The 26010-nt window shown below is 72.9% G+C and carries 29 protein-coding genes and 1 pseudogene; 4 read left to right on the top strand and 26 right to left on the bottom strand.

Annotated features, from left to right (window positions below; translation table 11 throughout):
- Window positions 1-4 precede the first annotated feature (4 nt).
- The 11 genes from coaBC to pyrR all read right to left on the bottom strand — a co-directional run bounded on the left by coaBC (window position 5) and on the right by pyrR (window position 11222).
- Complete coding sequence (coaBC, locus tag FHX46_RS12430) at window positions 5-1225, bottom strand: bifunctional phosphopantothenoylcysteine decarboxylase/phosphopantothenate--cysteine ligase CoaBC (RefSeq protein ID WP_313886111.1); 1221 nt, start codon at window positions 1223-1225, stop codon at window positions 5-7.
- Complete coding sequence (gene rpoZ, locus FHX46_RS12425; protein ID WP_017983069.1) at window positions 1218-1490, bottom strand: DNA-directed RNA polymerase subunit omega; 273 nt, start codon at window positions 1488-1490, stop codon at window positions 1218-1220. Before rpoZ ends, coaBC begins: the two co-directional genes overlap by 8 nt.
- 4 nt (window positions 1491-1494) lie before the next feature.
- The gene (gene gmk / locus FHX46_RS12420; protein WP_167113470.1) at window positions 1495-2172 is read right to left on the bottom strand and encodes a guanylate kinase; all 678 of its coding nucleotides are present in this window, start codon (window positions 2170-2172) and stop codon (window positions 1495-1497) included.
- Complete coding sequence (gene mihF / locus FHX46_RS12415; RefSeq protein ID WP_017983071.1) at window positions 2169-2486, bottom strand: integration host factor, actinobacterial type; 318 nt, start codon at window positions 2484-2486, stop codon at window positions 2169-2171. The genes gmk and mihF overlap by 4 nt, the downstream gene beginning before the upstream one ends.
- A gap of 118 nt (window positions 2487-2604) precedes the next feature.
- Window positions 2605-3414 carry an orotidine-5'-phosphate decarboxylase gene (gene pyrF, locus FHX46_RS12410; protein WP_167113468.1) on the bottom strand — a complete coding sequence of 270 codons (810 nt, stop codon included), beginning with the start codon at window positions 3412-3414 and terminating at the stop codon, window positions 2605-2607.
- A 13-nt stretch (window positions 3415-3427) separates the two neighbouring features.
- Window positions 3428-6757: a carbamoyl-phosphate synthase large subunit gene (gene carB, locus FHX46_RS12405; RefSeq protein WP_167113466.1), complete on the bottom strand. Its 3330-nt coding sequence runs from the start codon at window positions 6755-6757 to the stop codon at window positions 3428-3430.
- The gene (carA, locus tag FHX46_RS12400; RefSeq protein WP_167113464.1) at window positions 6757-7887 is read right to left on the bottom strand and encodes a glutamine-hydrolyzing carbamoyl-phosphate synthase small subunit; all 1131 of its coding nucleotides are present in this window, start codon (window positions 7885-7887) and stop codon (window positions 6757-6759) included. Before carA ends, carB begins: the two co-directional genes overlap by 1 nt.
- Window positions 7884-8390, bottom strand: coding sequence for a PH-like domain-containing protein (locus FHX46_RS12395; RefSeq protein WP_167113462.1), 507 nt, complete (start codon window positions 8388-8390; stop codon window positions 7884-7886). Before FHX46_RS12395 ends, carA begins: the two co-directional genes overlap by 4 nt.
- A complete protein-coding gene (locus tag FHX46_RS12390; protein ID WP_167113460.1) occupies window positions 8390-9679 on the bottom strand; it encodes a dihydroorotase in 1290 nt (429 codons plus the stop codon). Before FHX46_RS12390 ends, FHX46_RS12395 begins: the two co-directional genes overlap by 1 nt.
- Complete coding sequence (locus FHX46_RS12385; protein ID WP_167107863.1) at window positions 9676-10635, bottom strand: aspartate carbamoyltransferase catalytic subunit; 960 nt, start codon at window positions 10633-10635, stop codon at window positions 9676-9678. The genes FHX46_RS12390 and FHX46_RS12385 overlap by 4 nt, the downstream gene beginning before the upstream one ends.
- Window positions 10632-11222 (bottom strand): bifunctional pyr operon transcriptional regulator/uracil phosphoribosyltransferase PyrR, encoded by a 591-nt coding sequence (gene pyrR / locus FHX46_RS12380; RefSeq protein ID WP_167107860.1) that lies wholly within the window; start codon window positions 11220-11222, stop codon window positions 10632-10634. The genes FHX46_RS12385 and pyrR overlap by 4 nt, the downstream gene beginning before the upstream one ends.
- Window positions 11223-11457: 235 nt before the next feature.
- On the opposite strand from pyrR, the gene bldD reads away from it, so the two are divergent.
- Window positions 11458-11946, top strand: coding sequence for a transcriptional regulator BldD (gene bldD, locus FHX46_RS12375; RefSeq protein WP_020422358.1), 489 nt, complete (start codon window positions 11458-11460; stop codon window positions 11944-11946).
- A 117-nt stretch (window positions 11947-12063) separates the two neighbouring features.
- Here bldD and nusB read toward each other — a convergent pair whose 3' ends face one another.
- From nusB to FHX46_RS12360, 3 genes are read right to left on the bottom strand one after another with little or no spacing between them, the layout of a single operon-like run.
- Window positions 12064-12510: a transcription antitermination factor NusB gene (gene nusB, locus FHX46_RS12370; protein WP_167113458.1), complete on the bottom strand. Its 447-nt coding sequence runs from the start codon at window positions 12508-12510 to the stop codon at window positions 12064-12066.
- Between the two features lies 1 nt (window position 12511).
- Complete coding sequence (gene efp, locus FHX46_RS12365; RefSeq protein ID WP_167107854.1) at window positions 12512-13069, bottom strand: elongation factor P; 558 nt, start codon at window positions 13067-13069, stop codon at window positions 12512-12514.
- 36 nt (window positions 13070-13105) lie between these two features.
- Window positions 13106-14203 (bottom strand): M24 family metallopeptidase, encoded by a 1098-nt coding sequence (locus tag FHX46_RS12360; RefSeq protein ID WP_167113456.1) that lies wholly within the window; start codon window positions 14201-14203, stop codon window positions 13106-13108.
- A gap of 69 nt (window positions 14204-14272) precedes the next feature.
- On the opposite strand from FHX46_RS12360, the gene FHX46_RS12355 reads away from it, so the two are divergent.
- Window positions 14273-14722, top strand: coding sequence for a hypothetical protein (locus FHX46_RS12355; RefSeq protein WP_243871263.1), 450 nt, complete (start codon window positions 14273-14275; stop codon window positions 14720-14722).
- Between the two features lie 6 nt (window positions 14723-14728).
- Here FHX46_RS12355 and FHX46_RS12350 read toward each other — a convergent pair whose 3' ends face one another.
- The 10 genes and pseudogenes from FHX46_RS12350 to FHX46_RS12300 all read right to left on the bottom strand — a co-directional run bounded on the left by FHX46_RS12350 (window position 14729) and on the right by FHX46_RS12300 (window position 23708).
- The gene (locus FHX46_RS12350; protein ID WP_208401150.1) at window positions 14729-16231 is read right to left on the bottom strand and encodes a beta-xylosidase; all 1503 of its coding nucleotides are present in this window, start codon (window positions 16229-16231) and stop codon (window positions 14729-14731) included.
- A 50-nt stretch (window positions 16232-16281) separates the two neighbouring features.
- Window positions 16282-17199, bottom strand: a complete 918-nt coding sequence (locus FHX46_RS12345; protein WP_167113454.1) for a GNAT family N-acetyltransferase — start codon at window positions 17197-17199, stop codon at window positions 16282-16284.
- Window positions 17196-17627 (bottom strand): type II 3-dehydroquinate dehydratase, encoded by a 432-nt coding sequence (aroQ, locus tag FHX46_RS12340; RefSeq protein ID WP_167113452.1) that lies wholly within the window; start codon window positions 17625-17627, stop codon window positions 17196-17198. The genes FHX46_RS12345 and aroQ overlap by 4 nt, the downstream gene beginning before the upstream one ends.
- Window positions 17624-18733 (bottom strand): 3-dehydroquinate synthase, encoded by a 1110-nt coding sequence (gene aroB / locus FHX46_RS12335; protein ID WP_167113450.1) that lies wholly within the window; start codon window positions 18731-18733, stop codon window positions 17624-17626. Before aroB ends, aroQ begins: the two co-directional genes overlap by 4 nt.
- Window positions 18730-19233, bottom strand: a complete 504-nt coding sequence (locus FHX46_RS12330; protein WP_167121429.1) for a shikimate kinase — start codon at window positions 19231-19233, stop codon at window positions 18730-18732. Before FHX46_RS12330 ends, aroB begins: the two co-directional genes overlap by 4 nt.
- On the bottom strand, window positions 19230-20438 hold the full coding sequence (aroC, locus tag FHX46_RS12325) for a chorismate synthase (protein WP_313886109.1): 1209 nt from the start codon (window positions 20436-20438) through the stop codon (window positions 19230-19232). Before aroC ends, FHX46_RS12330 begins: the two co-directional genes overlap by 4 nt.
- A gap of 113 nt (window positions 20439-20551) precedes the next feature.
- Window positions 20552-21115, bottom strand: coding sequence for a prepilin peptidase (locus tag FHX46_RS12320; RefSeq protein WP_390622613.1), 564 nt, complete (start codon window positions 21113-21115; stop codon window positions 20552-20554).
- A gap of 1506 nt (window positions 21116-22621) precedes the next feature.
- Window positions 22622-22813: pseudogene (locus tag FHX46_RS29175) on the bottom strand (anti-sigma factor family protein); the annotation flags it as partial.
- Window positions 22810-23295 carry a sigma-70 family RNA polymerase sigma factor gene (locus tag FHX46_RS12305; protein WP_208401145.1) on the bottom strand — a complete coding sequence of 162 codons (486 nt, stop codon included), beginning with the start codon at window positions 23293-23295 and terminating at the stop codon, window positions 22810-22812. The pseudogene FHX46_RS29175 and the gene FHX46_RS12305, both read right to left, overlap by 4 nt.
- Before the next feature lie 23 nt (window positions 23296-23318).
- Complete coding sequence (locus tag FHX46_RS12300; RefSeq protein WP_167113448.1) at window positions 23319-23708, bottom strand: hypothetical protein; 390 nt, start codon at window positions 23706-23708, stop codon at window positions 23319-23321.
- Between the two features lie 115 nt (window positions 23709-23823).
- Between FHX46_RS12300 and FHX46_RS12295 the strand changes: the two genes are divergently transcribed.
- On the top strand, window positions 23824-24267 hold the full coding sequence (locus tag FHX46_RS12295; RefSeq protein ID WP_167113446.1) for a QcrA and Rieske domain-containing protein: 444 nt from the start codon (window positions 23824-23826) through the stop codon (window positions 24265-24267).
- Window positions 24268-24338: 71 nt separating this feature from the next.
- Here FHX46_RS12295 and FHX46_RS12290 read toward each other — a convergent pair whose 3' ends face one another.
- Entirely contained in the window at window positions 24339-24791 is a 453-nt protein-coding gene (locus FHX46_RS12290; protein ID WP_167113444.1) for a PTS sugar transporter subunit IIA, read from the bottom strand.
- Complete coding sequence (locus FHX46_RS12285; RefSeq protein ID WP_167113442.1) at window positions 24788-25024, bottom strand: glucose PTS transporter subunit EIIB; 237 nt, start codon at window positions 25022-25024, stop codon at window positions 24788-24790. The genes FHX46_RS12290 and FHX46_RS12285 overlap by 4 nt, the downstream gene beginning before the upstream one ends.
- Before the next feature lie 163 nt (window positions 25025-25187).
- Here FHX46_RS12285 and FHX46_RS12280 point away from each other — a divergent pair, with 163 nt between their 5' ends.
- Entirely contained in the window at window positions 25188-25973 is a 786-nt protein-coding gene (locus tag FHX46_RS12280; protein WP_313886108.1) for a GntR family transcriptional regulator, read from the top strand.
- The last annotated feature ends 37 nt before the right edge of the window (window positions 25974-26010 follow it).

The following is a 26010-nucleotide window of genomic DNA, read 5'->3' as shown; positions in this document are numbered from 1 at the left end:
CCGGTCAGTGCCTGATGAATTCCCCGACCGCGTCCCACACTGCGGCGGCGAGTTGCGTTTTGGAGCCCAGCGGGATAGGTCGCTCGGTGCCGTCGGCGGCCAGCAGCCACCCCGCGTTCTCCTCGACCTCGAACGCCCTGCCCTCTCCGACGGCGTTGAGAACCAGCAGGTCACAGCCCTTGCGCCGCAGTTTCGCACGGCCGTGGTCGAGTACGCTACCGTGCTCGTCCCCCGTTTCCGCGGCGAAACCGACGATGACCTGTCCCGGCAATCGATTCGTGACCAGTTCCGCGAGAATGTCCGGATTCCGGGAAAGGGTGATGACGGGATCGGGCCGGTCGTCGGTTTTCTTGATTTTGTGACCGGATCGGGTGGCGGGCCGGAAATCGGCGACGGCGGCGGCCATCACCACGACGTCCGCCTCCTTGGCGGCCTCGTGGACGGCCTCGCGCATCTGCTCGGCGGTGGACACCCGGCGCAGCTCGGCGCCGGCCGGTTCGGGCAGCTCGGCGGTGTGCCCGGTCACGAGCGTCACCTCGGCACCGCGCTGGGCGGCGACGCGGGCCAGCGCGTAACCCTGCTTGCCGGAGGACCGGTTGCCCAGGTAGCGGACCGGGTCGAGCGGTTCCCGCGTGCCCCCCGCGGAGACCACGACGCGCAGGCCCTCCAGGTCGCGCGGCAGGGCCGACGGCGCGGCCAGCAGCAGCCGGGCCAGGTCGACGATCTCGGCCGGGTCGGCCAGGCGACCCTTGCCGGTGTCGGCGCCGGTCAGCCTCCCCGCGGCGGGCTCGGTGACCACGGCGCCGCGGGACCGCAGCAGCGCCACGTTGTCCCGGGTGGCCGGGTGCTCCCACATCTCGGTGTGCATCGCCGGGAAGAAGACGACCGGGCAGCGCGCGGTGAGCAGCGTCCCGGTGAGCAGGTCGTCGGCGCGGCCCTGGGCCGCACGGGCGAGCAGGTCCGCGGTCGCCGGGACGACCAGCACGAGGTCGGCTTCCTTGCCGATGCGGACGTGCTGCACCTGGTCCACCTCGGTGAACACGCCGGTGTGCACCGGGTGCCCGGACAGCGCCTCGAAGGTGGCCGCGCCGACGAAGTTCAGCGCGGCCTCGGTGGGTACCACGCGGACGTCGTGACCGGTCTCGGTCAGCCCGCGCAGCACCTCACAGGCCTTGTAGGCGGCGATCCCGCCGCCCACGCCGAGCACGACGCGGGGTTTACTCACCCTCGGTGTGCTCGAGCAGGCCGGCGTGGATCTCGCGCAGCGCGATCGACAGCGGCTTCTCGCGCGGGCCCGGCTCCACGAGCGGGCCGACGTACTCGAGCAGCCCCTCGCCGAGCTGGGCGTAGTAGTCGTTGATCTGGCGGGCGCGCTTCGCGGCGTAGATCACCAGCGCGTACTTCGAGCTGACCTTCGCGAGGAGGTCGTCGATCGGCGGGTTGGTGATGCCCTCGAGTTCCTCGCCGTAGATGCCGAGCGATGCGGTCACGCGCTTATGCTCCTGAATTCTCTTCGTGAAGTCGGTGGTCTCCCCGCAGCAAGTCTAACAACTGCCGCGCGGCTTCCCCGACGTCGGCGTTCACGACCCGCACGTCGAACTCGCCGGCCGCCGCGAGTTCCCGCTCCGCCTCGGCGAGGCGGGCGGTGACGGCGGCCTCCCCCTCGGTGCCGCGTCCCTTGAGCCGGCCGACCAGCTCCTCCCAGGACGGCGGCATGAGCATGACCAGCCGGGCGTCCGGCATGGCCGCGCGCACCTGCCGCGCCCCCTGGAGCTCGATCTCCAGCACGGCGGGCCTGCCCTCGGCCAGTGCCCGTTCCACGGGCTCGCGGGGCGTGCCGTAGCAGTTGCCGGTGAACTCGGCGTGCTCGAGCAGCTCGCCCGCGGCGACCATCTTGTCGAACACGGCGCGGTCGATGAAGTGGTAGTGCACCCCGTCGATCTCGCCGGGGCGGGGCGGCCGGGTGGTCACCGACACGCTGAAGTAGATGTCCGGGTCCAGCCGGCGCAGCTCGCCGACCACGCTGGACTTCCCGACCCCGGACGGGCCGGAGACGACCGTGAGCCGGCTCCGGGACCCCTGTCGCGCCTGGCCCGGTGCCGGCTCACGGTGCGCCGCCGGGCCGGCATGCCCGCCGGCCCCGGTGACGCGGTCGCTGCCGGTGTCGCTCACTCGCCGCTGAACTCGGCCAGCAGCGCCTTGCGCTGCCGGTCACCAAGGCCGCGCAGCCGCCGGCTCGGTGCGATCTCCAGGCGCTCCATGGTCTGCTGCGCGCGCACCTTGCCGACGCCGGGGAGGGCTTCGAGCAGGGCGGAGACCTTCATCTTGCCGAGAACCTCGTCCTCGTCGGCCTGCTTCAGCACATCGGTGAGCGTGGTGCCGCCTCGCTTGAGGCGCTCCTTCAGCTCAGCGCGGGCACGACGAGCGGCAGCGGCCTTCTCCAGCGCCGCCTTGCGCTGTTCCTCGGTCAGCTGGGGAAGTGCCACGTTTTCCTCCGTAGTACTCAAAATTCTGGGTGGGTGACGCGACGGTACCCACCCCGCGCCACCGGCCACAATGCGGGGGGTGGTCGCTCGGTTCCAGGACAGGGACCTGATATTGGCGCTATCCGGTCAGGCTCGCCTGGATGCGGCGCACCGCGTCGCGCAACGCCACCGGGTCGGGACCGTGCCTGAGCACGTCCCTGGACGACGCGGGCAGCACCCCGGGCAGGTCCGCACCGAACAGCCGCCGAAGATCGGCCACAGTGGCGCCCTGGGCCCCGAAACCGGGCGCCAGGACCGGTCCGTTGAGCCCGGCCAGGTCGAGTTCGCCGTCGTCGATGGTGGCGCCCACGACCACGCCGACGTCGCCGAGGGAGCCGGCACCGGCGTTGCACCGGGCGGCTTCGTCCACAATCGACTGCGCGACGGTCTTGCCGTTGGCCAGCAAGGCGTTCTGCAGCCCGCCGGCCTCCGGATTGGAGGTGCGGGCGAGCACGAACAGGCCCTCGCCGGTGCCCAGCGCCGGCGCCAGCGCACCGAACCCGAGGTAGGGCGAGACGGTGATCGCGTCGGCCCGGACGGGCGCGTCCGGACCGAGGTAGGCCGCCGTGTAGGCGGCCATCGTCGACCCGATGTCGCCCCGCTTGACGTCCAGCAGCACCAGCGCGCCGCGGTCCCGCGCGTGTTCCACCACGCGGGCCAGTACCGCCGCGCCGGGCGGCCCGAACGCCTCGAAGAACGCCGACTGGGGCTTGACGACGGCCACCTCCGGCGCCAGCGCGTCAACCGCCGTCAGGGCGAACTTCTCCAGCCCGTTGGCATCCCGGTCCAGGCCCCACGCGTCGAGCAGCCCGGGGTGGGGGTCGATCCCCGCGCACAGGTTCCCGCGCGCGGCGATCGCCGCCACCAGGCGTGCACCGAAACCCGTCACGCCCCGGCCCCCGTCACGCCTTCGCCCGCAGCGCCGCCTGCAGGTCCTGCAGCGAGCGGACGCCGATGTCACCCCGGATAAGCGCCTCGATGCCGTGCACCGCGGCCGCGGCGCCCTGCACCGTGGTGATGCACGGGATGTCCCGCGACACCGCGGCGGTGCGGATCTCGTAGCCGTCGATGCGGGGCCCGCTGTTGCCGTACGGGGTGTTGATCACCATGTCCACGCCGCCGGAGGTGATCACCTCGACCACGTTCGGCTCGTCCGGCGTGCTGCCTTCGGAGTACTTGCGCACCACCGTGCTGGGCACCCCGTTGCGCCGCAGCACCTCGGCGGTGCCGGAGGTCGCGAGGATCTCGAACCCGAGGTCGGCCAGCCGCTTGACCGGGAACACCAGGGCCCGCTTGTCCCGGTTGGCGACCGACACGAACACCTTGCCCGCGGTGGGCAGCGACCCGTAGGCCCCGGCCTGCGACTTCGCGAACGCCTCGCCGAACGAGGTGTCCACGCCCATCACCTCGCCGGTGGACTTCATCTCCGGCCCCAGCAGCGAGTCCACGCCCTTGCCCTCCGGCGTGCGGAAGCGGTGGAAGGGCAGGACCGCTTCCTTCACCGCGACCGGCGCGTCGATCGGCAGGTGCCCGCCATCGCCCTCGGCCGGCAGGACGCCGCGGGCGCGCAGGTCCTTGATCGAGGAGCCGGTCATGATCAGCGAGGCAGCCTTGGCCAGCTGGACGCCGGTGGCCTTGGACACGAACGGCACGGTGCGGCTGGCACGCGGGTTGGCCTCCAGGACGTAGAGCACGTCGTCCTTGAGGGCGTACTGGACGTTGAGCAGGCCGTGCACGCCGACACCGCGGGCGATGGCCTCGGTGGAGGCGCGCACCGCCTCGACGTCCTGGCGGCCGAGCGTGATCGGCGGCAGCGCGCACGAGGAGTCGCCGGAGTGGACACCGGCCTCCTCGATGTGCTCCATGACGCCACCGAGGTAGAGCTCCTCGCCGTCGAACAGGGCGTCCACGTCGATCTCGATCGCGTCGTCGAGGAACCGGTCGACCAGCACCGGGTGCTCGGGGCTCACCTCGGTGGCGCGCTGGATGTAGCCGGCCAGGGACGCCTCGTCGTAGACGATCTCCATGCCGCGGCCGCCGAGGACGTAGGAGGGCCGCACCAGGACCGGGTAGCCGATCTCGTCGGCGATCCGCTTGGCGCCCTCGAACGAGGTGGCGGTGCCGTACTTCGGCGCCGGCAGGCCCGCACCGGCCAGCACGTCGCCGAACGCGCCGCGGTCCTCCGCCAGGTTGATCGCCTCCGGCGAGGTGCCCACGATCGGCACCCCGGCGTCGGCCAGCCGCTGCGCCAGCTTCAGCGGGGTCTGGCCGCCGAGCTGCACGATCACCCCGGCGACCGTGCCCGAGCGCTGCTCGGCGTAGACCACCTCGAGCACGTCCTCGAAGGTGAGCGGCTCGAAGTACAGCCGGTCGGAGGTGTCGTAGTCGGTGGACACGGTCTCCGGGTTGCAGTTGACCATGACGGCCTCGAACCCGGCCTCCCGCAGCGCCAGCGCGGCGTGCACGCACGAGTAGTCGAACTCGATGCCCTGACCGATCCGGTTCGGGCCGGAACCGAGGATCAGCACCTTCGACTTGTCCGGCTGCGGTGAGACCTCAGATTCCGCCGCGGGGTCGGATTCGTAGGCCGAGTAGTGGTACGGCGTCTTCGCGGCGAACTCGGCCGCGCAGGTGTCCACGGTCTTGAACACCGGGCGCACCCCGAGCCGGTGGCGCAGCGCGCGCACGCCGTCCTCGCCGGCCAGCTCCGGCCGCAGCGCGGCGATCTGCTGGTCGCTCAGCCCGACGCGCTTGGCCTCGCGCAGCAACGGCGCGTCCAGCACCGGGGCGTCGCGCACCTCGGCACCGATCTCGCCGATCAACGCGATCTGGTCGATGAACCACGGGTCGATGCCGCTGGCCTCGTACACCTGCTGCACGGTGGCGCCCAGGCGCAGGGCGCGCTCGACCGCGTAGAGGCGGCCGTCGTGCGGGGTGCGCAGGGCCTCCAGCGTGTTCTCCAGGGTGGCGCCCTCGGGGTCGGGCACGGTCCAGAACCCGGCCGCCTTCGTGTCGATCGAGCGCAGCGCCTTGCCCAGGGCCTCGGGGAAGCTGCGGCCCACGGCCATCGCCTCGCCGACGCTCTTCATCGTGGTGGTCAGCTCCGGGTCGGCGCCCGGGAACTTCTCGAACGCGAACCGCGGCACCTTGACCACGACGTAGTCCAGGGTCGGCTCGAACGAGGCCGGGGTCTCACCGGTGATGTCGTTGCGGATCTCGTCGAGGCTGTAGCCGATGGCGAGCTTCGCGGCGATCTTGGCGATCGGGAAGCCGGTGGCCTTCGACGCCAGTGCGCTGGAGCGGGACACGCGCGGGTTCATCTCGATGACGACCATGCGCCCGTCGCGCGGGTTGATCGCGAACTGGATGTTGCAGCCACCGGTGTCGACGCCGACCTCGCGCAGCACGGCGATCCCCACGTCGCGCATGTGCTGGTACTCGCGGTCGGTGAGGGTCATCGCGGGCGCGACGGTCACCGAGTCACCGGTGTGCACACCCATCGCATCGATGTTCTCGATCGAGCAGATCACCACCACGTTGTCGTGGCGGTCGCGCATCAGCTCGAGCTCGTACTCCTTCCACCCGAGCACGCTCTCCTCGATCAGCACCTCGGTGACCGGCGACTCGGCCAGCCCGATCGAGGCCAGCCGCTCCAGCTCCTCGTCGGTGTGCGCCATGCCCGAGCCGAGCCCGCCCATGGTGAACGAGGGCCGGATGACGACCGGCAGGCCCAGCTCGGCGACGGTGTCGCGGACCTCCTCCATCGAGTGGCACACGCGGCTGCGCGGCACGTCACCGCCGATGGCGCGGACGATGTCCTTGAACTTCTGCCGGTCCTCGCCGCGCTGGATGGCGTCGACGTCGGCACCGATGAGCTCGACACCGTACTTCTCCAGCACCCCGCGCTCGTGCAGGGCGACGGCGGTGTTCAGCGCGGTCTGCCCGCCCAGGGTGGCGAGCAGGCAGTCGACCGGGCGTCCCTGCGCCTGCTCGTGCGCGATGACCTTCTCCACGAAGTCCGGCGTGACCGGCTCGATGTAGGTGGAGTCGGCGAACTCCGGATCGGTCATGATCGTCGCCGGGTTGGAGTTGACCAGGCTGACCCGCAGGCCCTCGGCGCGCAGGACCCGGCAGGCCTGGGTACCCGAGTAGTCGAACTCGGCGGCCTGACCGATGACGATCGGCCCGGATCCGATGACGAGGACGTGCTCGATGTCTGTACGTTTCGGCATCAGCGGCTCTTCTTCTCCATCAGGGTCACGAACTCGTCAAAGAGCGGGGCGGCGTCGTGCGGGCCCGCGGCGGCCTCCGGGTGGTACTGCACCGAGAAGGCCGGCACGTCGGCGCAGCGCACGCCTTCCACCGTGTCGTCGTTGGGGCAGTAGTGGCTCACCTGCGCGGTGCCGAAGGGCGAGTCGAACCGCTGCCCGGGCTCGCCTTCGAGGGCGAAACCGTGGTTCTGCGCGGTGATCGCCACCCGCCGGGTCGCCACGTCGATCACCGGGATGTTGATGCCCCGGTGGCCGTAGCGCATCTTGTAGGTGCCCAGCCCCAGCGCGCGGCCGAGGATCTGGTTGCCGAAGCAGATGCCGAACAGCGGGATCTCCCGGCGCAGGACCTCCTCGGTCAGCGCGACCGCGTGGTCCTGGGTGGCGGGGTCGCCAGGGCCGTTGGACAGGAACACCCCGTCCGGCTCGACGGCCAGCAGGTCCTCCAGCGTGCTGGTCGAGGGCAGGATGTGCACCTCGATGCCGCGGCGGCTCATCTGCCGCGGGGTGTTGGACTTGATGCCCAGGTCCAGCGCGGCCACCCGGAACCGCCGCTCCCCCTCCGGCGCCACCACGTACGGCTGCTTCGTGGTGACCGCGCCGGCGAGGTCGGCGCCCGTCATCGGCGGGCTCGCCAGCACCTGCGCCACCATCGCGTCCTCGGCGCCGAGCGCGTCGCCGGAGAAGACCCCGGCCCGCATCGCACCCTGTTCGCGCAGGTGGCGGGTGAGGGTGCGGGTGTCCACACCGCTGATGCCGACCACGCCCTGGCGTGCCAGCTCCTCGTCGAGGGTGCGGCGGGAGCGCCAGTTCGACGGGGTCCGGGCCGGGTCGCGCACGACGTAGCCGGCCACCCAGATGCGGTCGGACTCGTCGTCCTCGTCGTTCCAGCCGGTGTTGCCGATCTGCGGCGCGGTCTGCACCACGATCTGGCGGTGGTAGGACGGATCGGTCAGCGTCTCCTGGTAGCCGGTCATGCCGGTGCAGAACACGGCCTCGCCCAGCGTGTGGCCCTGGGCGCCATAGGCCGATCCGCGGAACACCCGCCCGTCTTCCAGCACCAATGCGGCCGGTGTCCTGGTGCCCACGGTCACTGGGCCCCTCCCTTGATCTCTCGTTCGGACAAGCTTTGAATCCACTGTGGATAGACATCGAGGTCGTCGCCGCGGAAGCCGGTGTCGAGTTCGGCGTCGCCGAGCCGCCAGCGGATGACGAGCAGGCTGTCGGTGCCCATCACCTTCCCGGCGATCGCGTTCGACCTTCCGGCCTCCACAATGGACTCCCGCGGGATGAAGAACCCGGGCGCGCCGGCCCGGTCGATCTCCAGTCCGGCCGGGTAGAGCCGCAGAACCGCCCGGCCGCGCAGGCCGGCCCCGCGCGTGACGATCCGGTCCTGCCAGTTGCCGGCCGTGGTGGTGCTCACGTAGAGGCCCTTGGCCTCCGGCAGCAGCTCCTCCCCCGGCTCGGCCGGCTTCTGCGGGAACGGCGGCAGCACGGCGCTCTGCGACCGGGCGCGGCGCCGCCAGCTTCGTCGCATCCCCCACAGCGCGAGCAGGAAGCAGGCGATCACCAGCAGGGTGAGCAGCAACCGGTCCATCAGCAGATCTTCCCTTCGCGGGCCGTGACCCGCCCGCGCAACATCGTCGCGGTCACCACGGCGGGCAACCGCATTCCCTCGTACGGGGTGTTGGCGGCGAGGCTGGCCAGCTCCGCCCCCCGCACGGTCCATTGTGCGCCCGGGTCGACCAGCACCAGGTTGGCGGGTTCGCCCACGGCGAGCGGTCGTCCCTGGTCAGGCAGGCCGGCGATCTCCGCGGGCCGCTCGCTCATGACCTTCGCCACGCCACGCCAGTCCAGCAGCCCGGTCTCCACCATGGTCGCGGCGACCACGGAGAGGGCGGTCTGCAGGCCGAGCATGCCGGGCCGGGCCGCGGACCACTCGCAGTCCTTGTCCTGCGGCGCGTGCGGGGCGTGGTCGGTGGCGACGCAGTCGATGACGCCCTCGGCCAGTGCGGCCCGCAGCTTCGCCACGTCGCCGCCGGTCCGCAGCGGCGGGTTGACCTTGTTCACCGGGTCGTAGGTGGCCAGGCGCTCGTCGGTGAGCAGCAGGTGGTGCGGGGTGACCTCGGCCGAGACCCGGGTCCCCCGTTCCTTCGCCCAGCGCAGCACGTCCGCGGTGCCGGCGGTGGAGACGTGACACACGTGCAGGCGCGCGCCGGCGTGCTCGGCGAGCAGGCAGTCGCGCGCGACGATGGACTCCTCGGCGGAGGCGGGCCAGCCCGCGTAGCCCAGGCGTGAACCGTTCTCGCCCTCGTGGGCCTGTGCGCCGACGGTCAGCCGGGGCTCCTCGGCGTGCTGGGCGATCACCACGTCCAGTGCGGTCGAGTACTCCAGCGCCCGGCGCATGATCAGCGGGTCGTGCACGCAGTGGCCGTCGTCGGAGAACACCCGCACCCCGGCCGCCGACTTCGCCATCGTGCCCAGCTCGGCGAGCCGCTCGCCGCGGAGCCCGACGGTCACCGCGCCGACCGGGTGCACGTCGACCAGGCCGGTCTCCCGGCCGCGGCGCCACACGTGCTCGACCACCACCGCGTTGTCGGCCACCGGATCGGTGTTGGCCATCGCGAACACGGCGGTGTAGCCGCCGAGCGCGGCCGCGGCCGAGCCGGTTTCGATGGTCTCGGTGTCCTCGCGGCCCGGTTCCCGCAGGTGGGTGTGCAGGTCGACGAAGCCGGGCAGCAGGACCTGGCCGCCGGCCTCGATCACCTCGGCGTCCCCGGGTGCCTGGATTTCGCCGATTTCGGCGATGGTGCCGCCGGTGACCAGGACGTCCACCGGGTCGCCCTCGCCGTAGAGCCGGGCACCCTTGATCAGAACCTGGGTCACTTCGCGTCTTCCTCTCCGGCGAGCAGGTGGTAGAGAACGGCCATCCGCACGTGCACCCCGTTGCGGACCTGGTCGGTGATCGCCGCGGACGGCGCGTCCGCCACGGCGGAGGCGATCTCCATGCCGCGCAGCATCGGGCCGGGGTGCAGCACCACCGCGTGCTCGGGCAGCAGCCGCAGCCGCGCCTCGTTCAGGCCGTAGGCGATCGAGTATTCGCGAGCCGAGGGGAAGAACCCCGCGAACTTGCCGCCGGGGCCGGCGGCGCCGGCCAACCGCTCGGCCTGCACGCGCAGCATCATCACCGCGTCCAGGGCAGGCAGCTCGGCGTCCAGGTCGTGCGAGACGGTCACCGGCAGCGCGCCGACCCCGGCCGGCAGCAGCGTCGGCGGCGCGATGAGCACCACCTCGGCACCCAGCGCGGACAGCAGGTGGATGTTGGAGCGCGCGACCCGGCTGTGCAGGACGTCGCCGACGATGCCGATGCGCCGGTCCTTGATCCCGCCGAGCCGGTCCCGCAGGGTGGCCGCGTCCAGCAGCGCCTGGGTGGGGTGCTCGTGCATGCCGTCCCCGGCGTTGACGACCGAGGTGCCGGTGCCCTCGAGCCAGCCGGCCAGGCGCTGGGCCGCGCCGGAGGCCGGGTGGCGGACGATGACGCAGTCGGCGCCGGCCGCGGACAGGGTCAGCGCGGTGTCCCGCAGCGACTCGCCCTTGCCGACCGACGAGCCGCCGGCCGAGACGTTCACCACGTCCGCGCTCATCCACTTCCCGGCGATCTCGAACGAGACCCGGGTGCGGGTGGAGTTCTCGTAGAACATGGTCACGACCGTGCGGCCGCGCAGGGTCGGCAGCTTGCGGACCTCGCGGCCGAGCAGCGTGCGCTTGAGCCCGTCGGCGGTGTCCAGCACCGCGGTCGCCAGGTCCGGATCGAGGTTTTCGGTGGCCAGCAGGTGCTTCATGCCTTCGCTTCCCCCTCCCGCAGCAGCACCGCGTCGCGGCCGTCTACTTCGGACAGCAGCACGGCGACGTCCTCGGCACGTGCGGTCGGGATGTTCTTGCCCACGTAGTCGGCGCGGATCGGGAACTCGCGGTGCCCGCGGTCGACCAGCACGGCGAGCTGCACGGCCCGGGGACGCCCGTGATCACGCAGGGCGTCCAGCGCCGCGCGCACGGTCCGGCCGGAGAACAGCACGTCGTCGACCAGGATCACCACCCGGTCATCGATGCCGCTGTCGGGCAGGGTGGTGTCCGCGAGCGGCCGCGTCGGACGGCGGCGCAGGTCGTCGCGGTAGAGGGTGATGTCCAGGGCACCGGTGGGGGGCTCGACGCCGGAGAACTCGCCGATGCGCTCGGCCAGCCGGGTCGCGAGCGAGGTGCCCCGGGTCGGGATGCCCAGGAGAACGGGCGGTGCGCCCGGGCCGCCGCCGAGGGCGGTCTTCTCGATGACCTGGTGGGCCATCCGGGCGATGGTGCGCGCAACGTCGCCGGCGGAGAGCAGCTCGCGCTCGCCACCTGGCTCCGCCGCGCCACGAGGGCGTGACGCCACGGCAGACTCCTTCCCCGCCTCACCGGACGGGTCCTTAAAGGATGTCGATCTCCTGCTTACCGAGGAAATCCACTTGATGGTAACAGGAGGTTCGGTTCAGCCATCCGGGTGGTGGCGGAGGCATCCTCTCCTTGACCTGGTGACGACAATGCGTAACCATTACTCTGAGTGTTCAACTCGGCAGTCCCCCGGCGGCCCACCAGACCGACTGGGCGAGGAAACGGAGAACCACCAGATGGGCGATTACGCCAAGGCGCTCGGGGCGAAGCTCCGCGGGATCCGCCAGCAACAGGGCCTGTCCCTGCACGGGGTCGAGCAGAAGTCCGGCGGACGCTGGAAGGCTGTCGTGGTCGGTTCCTACGAGCGCGGCGACCGGGCCGTGACCGTGCAGAAGCTGGCCGAGCTCGCCGACTTCTACGGCGTGCCGGTGGTCGAGCTGCTGCCCGAAGGCCGCGTGCCCTCCGGCGCCGAACCCGCCACCAAGATCGTGATAAACCTGGAGCGGCTGCAGCAGCTGCCGGCCGAGAAGGTCGGTCCGCTCGCCCGCTACGCGGCCACCATCCAGAGCCAGCGCGGCGACTACAACGGCAAGGTGCTGTCCATCCGCACCGAGGACCTGCGGTCGCTGGCCATCATCTACGACATGACCCCCGGTGAACTGACCGAGCAGCTCATCGACTGGGGCGTCTTGCCGCCGGAAGCGCGTCCCGCCAAGGAGGACTGAGGGCCAGGCGGGCAACCGGGGTTCGCGGAACGGCGCGAACCACTGTCCCGCTGCGCCCGGAACCACCGACACGGAAAGCCCGGCGCGATCTCCGCGCGCCGGGCCTTCTGCTGCTCGCTACAGGACCGCGCGGATGCGGTCGGCGATCGTGCCGATCCGGCCGAGCACCCCGTTGACGAACCGCGGCGAGTCGTCCGTGGACAGCTCCCGGGCCAGGCCCACCGCCTCGTCGATCGCGACCGGGTCCGGCACGTCCGCCGCCCACAGCAGCTCGTAGACGCCCACCCGCAGCACGGCCAGGTCGACCGGTGGCATGCGCTCCAGCGTCCAGCCGTGCGCGTGCTCGGCGAGCAGCTCGTCGATCCGCTCGCGGTTCGCCGTGACGCCCTCGACGAGGCTGATCGTGTAGTCGCCGACCGGGTCGGCGGCGGTGGACCCCACCCGGTCCGCCAGCAGCGTCACCGGATCGAGTGAACGTTGGGCGGCCTCGTACAGGATCTCGACGGCACGCCTGCGCAGGGCCCGGCGGCCGCCGCGCCGTGGTGCCGATGCCGGGTCGGACAACCTAGGCCCTGCCCAGGTAACGGCCGTCGCGGGTGTCGACCTTGACCTTCTCGCCGGTGCTCAGGAACAGCGGCACCTGGATCTCGGCGCCGGTCTCCAGGGTGGCCGGCTTGGTGCCGCCGGTGGAGCGGTCGCCCTGCAGGCCCGGGTCGGTGTGCTGGATGACCAGCTCGACCGAGGTCGGCAGCTCGACGTAGAGCGCCACACCCTCGTGCATGGCGACCTGGACCTCGGTGTTCTCCAGCAGGTAGTTCGCGCCGTCGCCGACCGTCTCCCGCGGCACCGTGATCTGGTCGTAGGTCTCGCCGTCCATGAAGACGTAGTCGGACCCGTCGTTGTACAGGTAGGTCATGGTGCGCCGGTCGACGGTCGCGGTGTCGACCTTGGTGCCCGCGTTGAAGGTCTTGTCCACCACCTTGCCGGACAGCACGTGCTTGAGCGTGGTGCGCACGAACGCACCGCCCTTGCCCGGTTTGACGTGCTGGAAGTTCACGACGGACCACAGTTGTCCGTCGAGGTTCAGCACCAGGCCGTTCTTCAGGTCGTTGGTGGTGGCCACGGGTTGTCCAGTTCTCCTGTTTCCGATCGGGCCGCGCTACACGACCACGAGTTCCTTGCTGCTCAGGGTGAGGAGTTCGGGATCGGCGTCCCGCACGACCAGCGTGTCCTCGATGCGCACGCCACCGCGGCCGGCGAGGTAGACGCCTGGCTCCACGGTGACCGTCATGCCGACGGCCAGTGTACCGGCGACGTTCTTCGCGAGCCTGGGCGCCTCGTGCACCTCCAGGCCGACACCGTGCCCGAGGCCGTGCGAGAAGTCGTCACCGTGCCCGGCGTGCTCGATGACGTGCCGGGCGGCCCGGTCCACGTCGGCGACCGCCTGCCCGGCCAGCGCCGCCTCCAGGCCGGTCTGCTGGGCGCGGCGGACCAGCTCGTACAGGTCTTCCTGCCAGCCGGCCGGGCGGCCGAGCACGACCGTGCGGGTCATGTCGGAGTGGTAACCGTCGACCGTCGCCCCGAAGTCCAGCTTGACGAAGTCCCCGGCGCGCAGCGGGCGGTCGGCCGGCCGGTGGTGCGGGATCGCCGAGTTCGGCCCCGCCGCGACGATGGTGTCGAACGACGGCCCGGACGAGCCGTGGTCGAGCATGCGGTTCTCCAGATCGCGCGCCACGTCCCGCTCGGTGCGGCCGGCGCGCAGGCCGCCGTGCTCGAGCAACCCGGCCAGCGCGCGGTCGGCGGCCGCGCACGCCATCCGCAGCGCCTCGATCTCGGCCTCGTCCTTGACCAGCCGCAACCGCTCGACCAGGCCGGGCGCGCGGGTCAGCTCGACCCCGTCGGCGACGCGGGTGTAGGCGTCGTGCGCTTCGACGCTGACGTGCTGGCTCTCGAAACCGGTGCGCCGGTAGGCGGCCGCGTCGCCCGCGGCGCGCGCCAGCAGAGCCTCGGCGCTCTCCCGCTCGATGACCCGCTCCAGGTCCGGCACCTCGGCCGCGGCCTGCGTGGTGTAGCGGCCGTCGGTGCAGAACACGGTGCGGTCCTCACCCGCGCCGTGCACCAGCAGCGCGGCGTTGGAGCCGGTGAAGCCGGTCAGGTAACGCACGTTGAGCAGGTCGGTGACGAGCAACGCGTCGACGCCGGACTCGTTGAGCACCGTGCGCAGGGCGTCGCGCCGGGAGGCGTGGAGGTCGGGCACACAGGCAGCTTAGTGCGGTGCGACGATGGGTGGATGGGTATGCGGTCCTGGCTGGTTCGAGGTCTGGGCATGGCGGTGCTGCACGCGCTGGTCGAGGTCGCCCTGGCGAAGGCGACCGTGTACGACCCGACCGGCCTGACCACCGCCCGGATCGCGGTGATCGCGCTGCTGGTGGGCATCGCGGCGCTGTGGAGCGCGCTGGACGCGTGGCGGCGCCTCGCCGGCGCCGGCCGGATCTGGCTGATCGCGTCGCTGGTGGCGGGTCCGGTGTCCGGCGTGCTGTACGTCATCGGGCGCGCGGTGTTCGTGGACCGCACGGGCGCGGACGAGCTGTGGCCTGCGGTCACCGGTGGCGCCGCGTTCACCGCGCTGCTGATCCTGGTGCCGGCCGGGCTGGGCCTGTTCGCCGGCGGGCGGGTCCAGCGGCCGGCACCCGACGAGGACGAGCCAGGGGAACGCCCGGCACGACGCCCGCGCCCGCGGCCCGCTCCGCGCCCGAGGCCCGCGGCCGAGGACTGACCCGGATCAGCCCAGCGCGGGCCCGGCCGGGAAGCCGCGCCACTGCGCGGGCGAGACGTCCTCGACGGCGGAACCGTTCGCGGACACCGCGTCCGCCCGCCGCACCGGGTAGAGGCGGCCGTCGTCGAGCAGGAAGCCGACGCCGAGCCCGGCCGCCGTCAGCGCACGCGTGCCCGACTCCAGCCGCGCCGCGACCGGGAACTGGTCCAGCACGTCCAGCCGCGTGTCCAGCACGTGCCCGGCCAGCTGCTGCGCCACCGAGCGGCGGTCGACCCGCACGACCTGTCCGGCGACGACCAGATCCATGGTCCGCACCGGGGACGGCATCGCGAAACCGTCCAGGACCGTCAGCGCGCGGCGCGGGTCCGCGCACCCGGGCACGCCCACGACGTCCAGCCCGAACCGGCGCAGGTCGGTGGGCGCGCCGGCCTCCCCGGTCGCGGTCGCACGGACCACATCGAGCGGCACGCGCCGGCACGGGTCCGCCGCCGAGATCGGCGCGTGCCCGTCGGGACGCCGGACCAGGCCGGGACCCTCCCGCCAGGCGCCCGGGACGAGCAGCGGCTGGTACGGCCTGCGGGTGAAGTCGCGGTCCCAGAAGGTGATCGTGGTGCCGTCCGCGGTCTCGTGCGCGATCGCCCACGCGTTCAGCGCATCGATCCACATCAGGTCCGCGCTGAACGCGTCGGCCACCGACCTGGTGCGCGGCGCGGCGGTGCTCGCCACCGGGGCGAACCCGGCCTCGCCGAGCGCTTCGACGCCACCGGCGAAGGCCGGGTCCTTCGACCGCAGCACGAACTGGCCCGCGCCGTTCCAGCCCGCGGCGAGGCCAGTGGTGTCGGTGAACATCAGGTAGAACCAGCCGTCGAGGTACACCGCGGCGGGCTGGCCGGCGCCGTAGAGGTTGTCGCGGTGGGTGTCGTGGGCCGGGCCGACGATCGGCCCCGCCCCGTTCGCGCGCCGCCAGGTGATCCCGTCGGTGCTGGTGGCGAGGCCGATCGCGTTGCCGAGGGCGTGGTCGCCGGCCGCGCCGGTGTAGTACAGGTAGTAGGTCCCGCCCACCCGGATCACCGACGGGTCGCAGGTGTGCACGCCGTCGAACTGTCCGGGGTCGCCGGACAGCACGGCGGGCGGCACCGCGCCGCCGGGGCCGGTGAACGGCCCGTCCAGCGATCCGGATTCGGCGTAGAGGATGTCGTCGCCGGGCGGCGGCGAGCCGGGGTACTGGCTGCACCACCACATCCGGTTGGTGGCGCCGTCGGCCATCACGGTCGGGCCGTAGTTGTAGGGCGCGCCGGGTCCGCCCGCGCCCACGACACCCGGGCTTTCGCGCGGCGAGGCGGTCTCGAGCGTGATGTCGGCGGGCGCGGTCGTGGTGGTGCCCGGCTGGGCGCCGCCGATCACGCCGTGCCCGGCGCCCTCGGCCTGCGGCGGCACGCTGCCGGCGCACCCGGCCAGCGCGCTGACGGCCAGCACCGCGGCGAGCGTTCCGCCGAGCACCCTGCGCATGGTCACCGCCGTTCGTCCACCGCCACCGACAGGATCAGTGTAGAGAGCGTTTAACCCGGTCGAGTGAAACGCGGCCAGTCAGCGACGAGTTCGACTTCGAAGCCGTCGGCGTTCTCCAGATACGCGGCGTAATGATCAGCACCGCCGGCGTGCGGGTAGCGCTCGGCGAACAACGGCCGCCAGCCGTGGGCGAGCGCGGCCTGGGCCAGTTCGCCGACGCGCTCCGGCGAACCGGCGTGCAGCGCTACGTGGTTGAGACCCGGCGCGCAACGGTCGTGCACGGCACCGGTGAGCGCCGGGGACTGTTCGACCACGAGGTACCCCGCGCCGAGTTTCCAGCTCACGCCGTCCCGCCAGCGCTGGTGCTCCCGCCAGCCGAGTTCGGTGAGCAGCCAGCCGAAGCTCTCCTCGGCGCGCGCGAGGTCGGGCACCCACAGCTCGACGTGGTGCCACTGCCCGGCCGCGGCCGGCAGCGCGACGAACACGCGGTGCGGGCCGCCGTAGTGCTCGCCGCCACCGACGTCGGTGAAACCCAGGCGGTGCACCAGGTTCCGGCTGGCCACATTGGACTCGTGGACGAGCGCCCACACGGCGGGCAGCCCGAGGGCCGCGAAGGCGTGACGCAGCAGCGCGTCGGCCGCTTCGGTGGCCAGGCCCTGGCCACCGTGGGCGGGGTCGAGGAAGTAGCCGATCTCCACGAGGTCCCCGGACAGCTCGGTGGACGGCCGCAGGTGCGCCAGGCCGATGACCTCGCCCTCGCGTTCGACGACCCAGTGGCCGGTGCCGTCCGGCCCGGCGTAGGACAGGCGCCGCGCGACCGAGGCCCGGCATCGCGCCGGGTCGCTGAGGTCGGTCGCCAGGAAGCGGCTCATCTCCGGGTCGGCGAAGATCCGGACGATCGCTTCGGTGTCACCGGCGTGGAGGCCCCGCAGCCGCAGCCGGGGGGTTCGGAGGTCCGGGACGGTCATCCCGCGTTGGCCGCGAGCCAGCGCAGGGCCAGCGGGTAGCCGTCGACGCCCAGCCCGGCGATCACGGCGGTGGCGATGTCGGAGAGCACGCTGTGGTGCCGGAACTGCTCGCGTTTGTGCACGTTGGAGATGTGCAGCTCGATCAGCGGCGCGGTGAGCTGGGCGGCCGCGTCGCGCACCGCGATCGAGTAGTGCGTCCAGGCGCCGGCGTTGAGCACCACGGGGTTGCCGCCGTCGGCGGCCTCGTGCAGCCAGCCGACCATCTCACCCTCGTGATCGGTCTGCCGCACCTCGACCTCGATGCCGAGCTCGCCGCCGGTCTTGACGCACAGCTCCGCGAGCTCGGCGTGCGTGGTGGAGCCGTAGACACCGGGCTCGCGCTTGCCGAGGCGGCCCAGGTTGGGGCCGTTGAGCACGAACACCTTCACAGCAGCACGCTCCCGCCCTCGGACTGGCGGGGACCGGCCACGGCCGAGTAGGCGGCGGCGAGCAGCGCCGGGTCCGGGCCTTCCAGGCGGCCGGGCTTGGCCAGCCCGTCGAGTACGACGAACCGCAGCACACCGGAGCGGGTCTTCTTGTCCTTGCGCATGGACTCCAGCAGCTGGGGCAGGGCGTCCGGGTCGTACTTGGTCGGCAGGCCGAGCGTCTCCAGGATGCGCGCGTGCCGGTCGGCAGTGGCGTCGTCGAGCCGGCCGGCCAGGCGCGCCAGCTCGGCGGCGAACACCAGGCCCACGCTGACGGCCGCGCCGTGGCGCCAGCGGTAGCGTTCGCGACGTTCGATGGCGTGGGCGAGCGTGTGGCCGTAGTTGAGGATCTCCCGCAGGTCGGATTCCCGCAGGTCGGCGGCCACCACGTCGGCCTTGACCTGGATGGACCGGCGCACCAGCTCGCCGAGGATCTCGCCGGCCGGGTCAGTGGCGGCTTCCGGGCCGGCTTCGATGAGCTCGAGGATGCGCGGATCGGCGATGAACCCGGCCTTGACGACCTCGGCCATGCCGGCGACGAGTTCGTGGCGGGGCAGGGTTTCCAGGGTCGCGAGGTCGACCAGGACGGCGCTGGGCTCGTGGAAGACGCCGACCAGGTTCTTGCCCGCGTCGGTGTTGATGCCGGTCTTGCCGCCGACCGCGGCGTCGACCATGCCGAGCAGCGTGCTGGGCACGTTGACCAGCCGCACGCCGCGCATCCAGGTGGCGGCGACGAACCCGGCGAGGTCGGTGACCGCTCCCCCGCCCAGGCCGACGACGACGCCCTGGCGGTCCAGGCCGATGCGGCCGAGGACCTCCCAGCAGAACCCGGCGACGGACAGGTCCTTGCCGTCCTCGGCATCCGGGATCTCGACGCGGTGCGCGTCGAGCCCGGCGGCGATGAGCTCATCGCGCACGGCCTCCGCGGTGGCGGCCAGCGTGGGCTGGTGGATGATCGCGACGCTGGAGGCGTCCTTGACGGCCTCGGTGAGCTCGCCGAGCAGGCCACGGCCGACGATCACCGGGTACGGGCGGGCGGTGCGGACCTCGATCCGGACCGGATCGGTCACTGCGCTTCCTCCAGGGCTAGTTCGCGGGCGATGGCGTCGACGATCTGGGCCGGGCTGCGGTCGTCGGTCTGCACCTCGAGGGTGGCGATCGCGCGGTAGACCGGCAGCCGCGCCTCGAGCAGCGAGCGGTAGGTGGCGCGGGGGTTGACCCCGGCGAGCAGCGGCCGCGCGGTGGACAGGCCGACGCGCTGCACGCCGGTGGCGAAGCCGACGTTGAGGAACACGACCGGGTGGTCGCGCAGGCGTTTCCGGGTGCCCTCGGCGAGCACCGCGCCACCACCGACCGACAGCACGCCGTGGTGCCCGGCCAGCGCCTCGGCGATCACCTCTTCTTCCAGTGCGCGGAAGGCCGGTTCGCCGTCCTCGGCGAAGATGTCGGCGATGGCGCGGCCGGTGCGGGCGATGATGTCGTCGTCGCTGTCGCGGAACGGCACGCCCAGGCGCTCGGCGAGCAGCGGTCCGATCGTGCTCTTGCCGGAGCCGGGCGGCCCGGCGATCACGATGCAGGGTGGCTGGTCCACCGTTCCTCCAGGGCAGCGAGGTAGGACTCGGCGTTGCGCTTGGTCTCGGCCAGCGAGTCGCCGCCGAACTTCTCCAGTGCCGCGTCGGCGAGCACCAGCGCCACAACGGATTCCAGGACGACACCGGCGCGCGGCACCGCGCACACGTCGGAACGCTGGTGGATCGCCACGGCCGGTTCGCCGGTCTTGACGTCCACTGTGGACAGTGCACGGGGGACGGTGGAGATCGGCTTCATGGCGACCCGCACGCGGACGGGTTCGCCGTTGGTGATGCCGCCCTCCAGGCCGCCGGCGCGGTTGGAGCGGCGGGTGACGCCGACCGGGCCGGTGCCGCGGTCGATCTCGTCGTGCGCCTGGCTGCCCCAGCGGCGGGCGGTGGTGAAGCCGTCGCCGACCTCGACGCCCTTCATGGCCTGAACGCCCATGAGCGCGCCGGCCAGACGCGCGTCGAGGCGGCGGTCCCAGTGGACGTGGGAACCCAGCCCGGGCGGCAGGCCGTACGCGATGACCTCGATGACGCCACCGACGGTGTCGCCGGCCTGGCGCACGGCGTCGACCTCGGCGATCATCGCGTCGGTGGCCTCCTGGCCGAACGCGCGGACCGGCGAGGCGTCGACGGCCGCGAGGTCGCCGGGCCCGGGCAGCGGCCCGTCGGGGGCGCTGGCGCCGCCGATGGACACCACGTGGCTGACGATTTCCGCGCCGAGCAGCTGACGGAGGAAGTTCCGCGCGACGGTGCCCAGCGCGGTGCGGGAGGCCGTCTCGCGGGCGCTGGCACGCTCCAGGACCGGACGGGCCTCGTCGAAGCCGTACTTCTGCATGCCGGGCAGGTCGGCGTGGCCGGGCCGGGGCCGGGTGAGCGGCTCGTTGCGGGCCAGGCCCTCGAGTTCGGCCGGGTCGACCGGGTCGGCCGACATGACCTTTTCCCACTTGGGCCATTCGGCGTTTTCGATGTGCACCGCGACGGGGCCGCCCTGGGTGACGCCGTGCCGGACGCCGCCGAGGAACTCGATGTGGTCGGTCTCGAAGCCCATGCGGGGGCTGCGGCCGAACCCGAGCCGCCGGCGGGCGAGCTGCTCGCTCACGTCGGCGGTGGTGACCTCGACCCCGGCCACCATCCCTTCGAGCACGGCAGCGAGAGCCGGGCCGTGCGATTCACCAGCGGTTATCCAGCGCAGTCCCACCAGACGATCCTGTCATGGCCCTCCCGGTGCGATGCACGCGGCTCCGGCCGGTGTGGCGCGGGCCCGCGGGGCGGCCCTGCACGGCACGAACGGAGCCGCCCTGCCACCGCCGGTCATCCCGGACGCAACAACACCAGCGTGGTGGCCGCGGCGAGGAGGCCGGGCCCGTGCGGGACGCCATCGCGCCAATGGCGGCTCGCGGCCAGGACCGCCGTGACGAACGCCGCCAGCACGGCGGCCCCGGGCAGCGCGAGCCAACCCACCGACGCGAGGGCGCCGCCGAGGGCTCCGGCCAGCTTCACGTCCCCGGCGCCCATCGCGTGCGGGGCGAGCACGTGGGCCACCAGGTGCGCGCCGCCGAAGACCGCGGCCCCGGCCAGCGCCTGGAGCGGCTTCGGCGCCACCGCGACGACGAGCGGGTACGCCGGCACGGTGAGCACATCCGGCAGCCGCCGATGGCGCAGGTCGGCGGCGGTCAACGGCACCGCGAGCGCCGCCAGGACGAACGGCAGCCACCGGCTCACCCCCGCCGCGGCGAACACCAGCCACACCGCGCCGGTGCCGGCCGTGACGGCGATGACCGGCACCGGCGCCTCCGCCCGGCGGAGCAGGCGGGCCGATGCGGCGCCGGCACTTGTTCCCGCGGCACCGAGCGCCGCGGCGATTCCCCAGTTCACGATCCCAGGCTGGGACTGGCTCGGCCGGACCGCCAAATCCCGGCCCGCACGAAAGTCCCCTTCGCACGAGGCACCTCGTGCGAAAGGTCTTCTCGTGGCGCGACGGGAGAACCAGTCATGCCCTCCCGCTCGCTCGTGCACCGGAACACCTCCCGCCGTCGCCCCCGCGCCGGGGAAGGCCTGAGCGACGCAGATTCGCGGGGAAGGCACCTCTCGCCGGTGCACAGGAGCGCCGATCTGCGGGTATCACGCCGGTCTCCCGCGGCTGGCGATCCGCTGGTATCTGGCCAGGGCACCCGAGTACCGCTCCGCCGGAACTAGCGAACTTCGCGCACGTGCCCGTCGGCCGGGCCATTCGGCACGCGGAGTTGCCGGCGGGAACCGTGGTCCCGCGTGCGCAAGGTCCGGGCAAGGTCCGGCCGGATGCAGTTCCCGCGGAATCCGGCCACGAGCGTGATCACGGTCCGGTCGACGGGTCTGCGGAGGCACAGCCGCGCCTCGCCCGTCCACGAACGGTCCGGCCGCACGTCACGAGGGTCCCACTCGTGAGCGCACCACACCGGCCGGTCGTCAGGGGTACCAGCGCAGCAGCGGCACGCCGCTCGTGGTGCGGACTTCCAGTGCCGTGATCTGTTCGCGCGGCACGTCGGTGCCCACCGAAATGCGGGCGTCGCGGTCGGGGGTGGCGGTCCACGTGGCCAGCTCGGTCGCCGAGCCGTCCGCGCGGAGGGCCACCAGCCGGTATCCCGCCCCTTGCCGGGCGCCCCGGTAGGTGCACGACATGTCGACCCGGCTGCCGCCGGACACCGAGGCCACCGCGGCCGTCGCCTGGACCGGATAGGCGCCCAGCGGGGTCATGGCGGTCCCGCCACCGTCCCCGGCGGACAGGGACACGAAGATCGCAGCCAGCACCGCTGCCGCGGCCGCCACCGCTGCCGCGATGGTCGCCGCCAGCCGGCGCCGCCGGCCGCGGTGCACCGTGCGCAGCAACGCCGGCAGCATCTCCTCCGGTGGCGGCTCGCCGGGCACCATCCCCGGCCCCCGTGCCCCGCGCGATGACGGCGGCGCGGTCGCGGACCGCGGCTCCCCGCCGGGCGAGCGCTCGCCCGGCGCCGTCACCCGCTGCGGCGCCCCGCTCGATACGCCGCCCAGGGACGGCTCATCTGGGGCCACCCCGGGCTGCCACACCTCCGGCACGGGCTCCCCGGGCGCCATTCCCCGCGGCGACCCGGCCGGTGACGGCTCACCAAGCACGGTCCCCGGCGTCCCGGGCGGAAGCTCCCGGTCCGGGCGTGGCTCCGCCGTGCGACCGCCCGGGGGTGACTCCCGACCCGCCGTCCCCGCGGGACGCCTGCCGGGTCCCGGCAGCACCCCGTCCGGCAGCGACGCCACCGGCCAGGGCCACTCCGGCGGCGGCTCCACGGCCCGGGACGGCTTCACCCCGGGCTTCCCCGTCCCCGGCCGGACCGCACCCGGCGACCCCGCATCCGAAAACCCCGTCGGCGCATCCGGTGCCGGCCCCAGCATGTCGGCGGTCACCTGGGACAACAGCCCGGGCAGACCCGCCAGCTCGGCCACCGCCCGGGAACACCGGTCGCAGGTGCGCAGGTGCTCCTCGAACGCCGAGCGGTCCTCCGGTGAGAGGGCGCCCAGCACGTAGGCCGCGTCATAGGTCACGAACTCGTCGGGTTCGGTCACCGGGTCACCCCCTTCTCCTCCAGCGCGAGCTTCAACGCCCGCAGTCCGTAGTGCGTCCGGGACTTGACCGTCCCGGGTGAGATCCCGAGCCGCTCGGCCGCGTCGGCGACCGAGAAGCCCTGGAAGTAACACAGCAACAGCACCTCGCGGTGGGCCACGGACAGCTCCCGCAGCGCCTCGGCGACCAGCCACCCCTGCAACGCCCGGTCCGTGTCGTCCGGTGCGGCGCGTTCCGGGGGTGAATCCGTGGTCACCTCCGACCGGTGCGCCGCCGACCGCCAGTCGTCGATGGCGATCCGGCGCGCCACCGTGAACAGCCACGCCCGCGCCGACCCCTGCGTCTGGTCCAGCACCCGCGGGTGCTTCCAGGCCCGCAGCAGCGTCTCCTGCACGACGTCCTCGGCCCGGGCCCGGTCGCCCCCGGTGAGCCGCAGCGCGTAGGACCAGAGCGCGGCCGCGTGGTCGGCGTGCAGCGCCCGCATCAGCTGGTCCTCCGCGCCCCCGGTCACGCCAGCACGCTCTGCTTCCGCCGCACCCGCTGCGCGACCAGCAGCAGCACCCCGAACACGATGCACGCGGACTCGGTGATCACGCCCCACTTCTCCGCGGCCGTCACGAACTGCTCCCGCACCCCGAACAGGCCTCCCGGCGTCAGCGAGATCAGGTACGCGCCCAGGGTGGCGGCGCCGAACCCGATCGCCGCGAGCACCGGCAGCCAGTGGTGCCAGAACAGCACGGCGACCGCGATCACCACCCCGGCCGCGACGTTGACCAGGAACAACGGCCCGATCGTGGCGATGTCGCGGAACCCCTCGCCGGACCACAGGGTCCAGTGCACCCACGCCGATCCGAGCAGCCCGAGGACCACCAGGATCCGCAGCAGCCACGCCACCATGACCCGACCTCCTCCACCGGCGATCCTTGCACCGTTTGACCACGGGACGGGCCGCGATCGGGTTCAATCCGCCGGGGAAGTGAACCGGGCGGGGCCGGCGGTCGTTTCACCGGGCATGACTGCGCATTCACCCACCCGCCGTGCCGTCCTGACGACCGGGGTCGCCGTGGCCGGTGCGGCCGCCGGCTCCGTGGCCCTCGCCGCCTGCGGCAGCGGCGGCAGCTCCGGAAGCAGCCAGAACACCGGACCGGCCCCCGCCGCCCCGCCCGGTGCCCCCCTCGCGGCGCTCGCCGACGTCCCGGTCGGGGGCGCCAAGTCGGTCGAGGTCGACGGCAAACCGGCGATCGTGTCGCGCCCGACCAGCACCACCGCGGTGTGCTTCAGCGCGATCTGCACCCACCAGGGCTGCACCGTCGCGCCGGAGGGGTCGAAGCTGCACTGCCCGTGTCACGGGTCGACGTACGACGCCCTCACCGGCGCGGTCGAGAAGGGCCCCGCCGAGCGGGCCCTGGCCCCGATCGCCGTCAAGGTCGACGGCGGCAACATCGTGACCGCCTAGGGTCGGTTTCCGCAGCGGCGGAGCCGCTCGTGCGGCCGCCGGCCGGCACCCGCGGGTTCCGCCACCCCGCGCTAGTCCCAGCTGAACAGCTGCTCGCCCGCGGTGATGCCGCCGCCGGCCGGCAGCCCGGTCAGCGCCTGCGCGTCCGCGTCCAGCGCCACCACCGGCACGATCGGTGAGTAGCCCGCGGCGGCAACCGCGTCCGGGTCCCAGCTGATCAGCAGCTGTCCGGCGCGCACCGACTCGCCCTTGACCACGTGCAGGGTGAAGCCCTCACCCTTCTGCTGCACCGTGTCGATGCCCAGGTGCACCAGCACGCCCTGGCCGCCCTCGGTGGCGACGACGAAGGCGTGCGGGTGCAGCGTGACGACGGTGCCGCTGACCGGGCTGAGCGCGTCCTGCCGTCCGCCGGCCGGCAGCACCGCGACGCCGGGCCCGACCATCGCCTGCGCGAACACCGGGTCCGGCACCCCGGACAGGGGTGTGACCCGCCCGGCGACCGGGCTCAGCACCACCACGCTCACATCAGGTCCTGGATGTCGCCGGCGATGGTGTCCGCCTCGGGGCCGACGACGACCTGCACCACCGAACCCACCTTCATCACGCCGTGCGCGCCGGCCGCCTTGAGCGCGGCCTCGTCCACCAGCGAGCCGTCCTCGAGCTCGCAGCGCAGCCGCGTGATGCAGCCTTCGATCTCGACGACGTTGTCCGCGCCACCCAGTGCCGCGAGAATCCTTTCCGGCCTGTCGTCCGCCACGGCCGCCTCCTTCTCTGCTTGCCGAACACGAACCCGTAACGGTGGTTGACACCCTCCCGGGTAGCGGAGCATTCTGCCCCATCGAGAAATGGTCTAGACCGGAACGTACCAATTCGCGGGACCCGGTGCGAGCCCCGAGACCAACCCGGAACCTGGAGGTGGCGTGCCGCAGACCGTGACCCCGGCGACCCCCGCGTCCACCACCGACCGCGTGGTGGACGGGCCGACACCGAAACACGCGCAGCTGCGGGAAATCCTGCGCCGCGCGATCGAGCGCGAACTGCCGCCCGGCTCGCCGATCCCGTCGGAGCGGGATCTCGCCGAGCGGTACCAGGTGTCCCGGCTGACCGTGCGCTCGGCGATCGGCAAGCTCGTCGAGGAGGGCCTGCTCACCCGCGCCCGGGGCAAGGGCACCTTCACCGCGACCCGGCGGATGGAGCTGCAGCTCTACCTCATGTCCTTCACCGACGACATGCGCCGCCGCGGGCTGACCCCGGCCACCGAACTGCTGCACTGCGGCAGCGAGGCCCCGCCACCGGAAACCGCCGGCGCGCTCGGGCTGGCGCCGCGCCAACCGGCGTACCGGCTGGTACGCCGCCGCCGCGCCGACGGCGTCCCGCTGGCGGTGGAGCGCGGCTGGTACCACCCGCGCCGGGTGCCCGGATTGCCGGATCTGGACCTGACCTCCTCGCTGTACGACCAGCTCGCACAGCACTACGACCTCCGCTTGGACCACGCCCGGCAGACGGTGCGGTCGGAAGCGGCGGACCGGGAGACCGCGCGGCTGCTCGGCATCCGCGCCGGCGACCCGCTCCTGGTCTTCCGCCGGGTCTCCAGTGCGTCCGGAGTCCCGGTGGAGGACATGACCTCGTGGTACCGGGGCGACCGGTACGAGGTGACCATGCAACTCGACCGCACAGTCCCCGCCGAACACGGAGGTAACCCGTGAACGCCACCGTCGCAGAAGGAAAAAAGGGAAGAGGCAG

It is taken from the genome of Amycolatopsis viridis (assembly GCF_011758765.1).
Taxonomy (GTDB): domain Bacteria; phylum Actinomycetota; class Actinomycetes; order Mycobacteriales; family Pseudonocardiaceae; genus Amycolatopsis_E; species Amycolatopsis_E viridis.
This window is presented reverse-complemented; position numbering and strand designations above follow the sequence as displayed.

Bases quoted from the DNA above. Each gene is read 5' to 3' on its own strand.
- carB (WP_167113466.1), bottom strand. From the start codon at position 6,757: ATGCCGAAACGTACAGACATCGAGCACGTCCTCGTCATCGGATCCGGG.
- FHX46_RS12395 (WP_167113462.1), bottom strand. From the start codon at position 8,390: ATGGACCGGTTGCTGCTCACCCTGCTGGTGATCGCCTGCTTCCTGCTC.
- FHX46_RS12385 (WP_167107863.1), bottom strand. From the start codon at position 10,635: ATGAAGCACCTGCTGGCCACCGAAAACCTCGATCCGGACCTGGCGACC.
- bldD (WP_020422358.1), top strand. From the start codon at position 11,458: ATGGGCGATTACGCCAAGGCGCTCGGGGCGAAGCTCCGCGGGATCCGC.
- FHX46_RS12355 (WP_243871263.1), top strand. From the start codon at position 14,273: ATGGCGGTGCTGCACGCGCTGGTCGAGGTCGCCCTGGCGAAGGCGACC.
- FHX46_RS12350 (WP_208401150.1), bottom strand. From the start codon at position 16,231: ATGCGCAGGGTGCTCGGCGGAACGCTCGCCGCGGTGCTGGCCGTCAGC.
- FHX46_RS12345 (WP_167113454.1), bottom strand. From the start codon at position 17,199: ATGACCGTCCCGGACCTCCGAACCCCCCGGCTGCGGCTGCGGGGCCTC.
- FHX46_RS12305 (WP_208401145.1), bottom strand. From the start codon at position 23,295: ATGCGGGCGCTGCACGCCGACCACGCGGCCGCGCTCTGGTCCTACGCG.
- FHX46_RS12300 (WP_167113448.1), bottom strand. From the start codon at position 23,708: ATGGTGGCGTGGCTGCTGCGGATCCTGGTGGTCCTCGGGCTGCTCGGA.
- FHX46_RS12295 (WP_167113446.1), top strand. From the start codon at position 23,824: ATGACTGCGCATTCACCCACCCGCCGTGCCGTCCTGACGACCGGGGTC.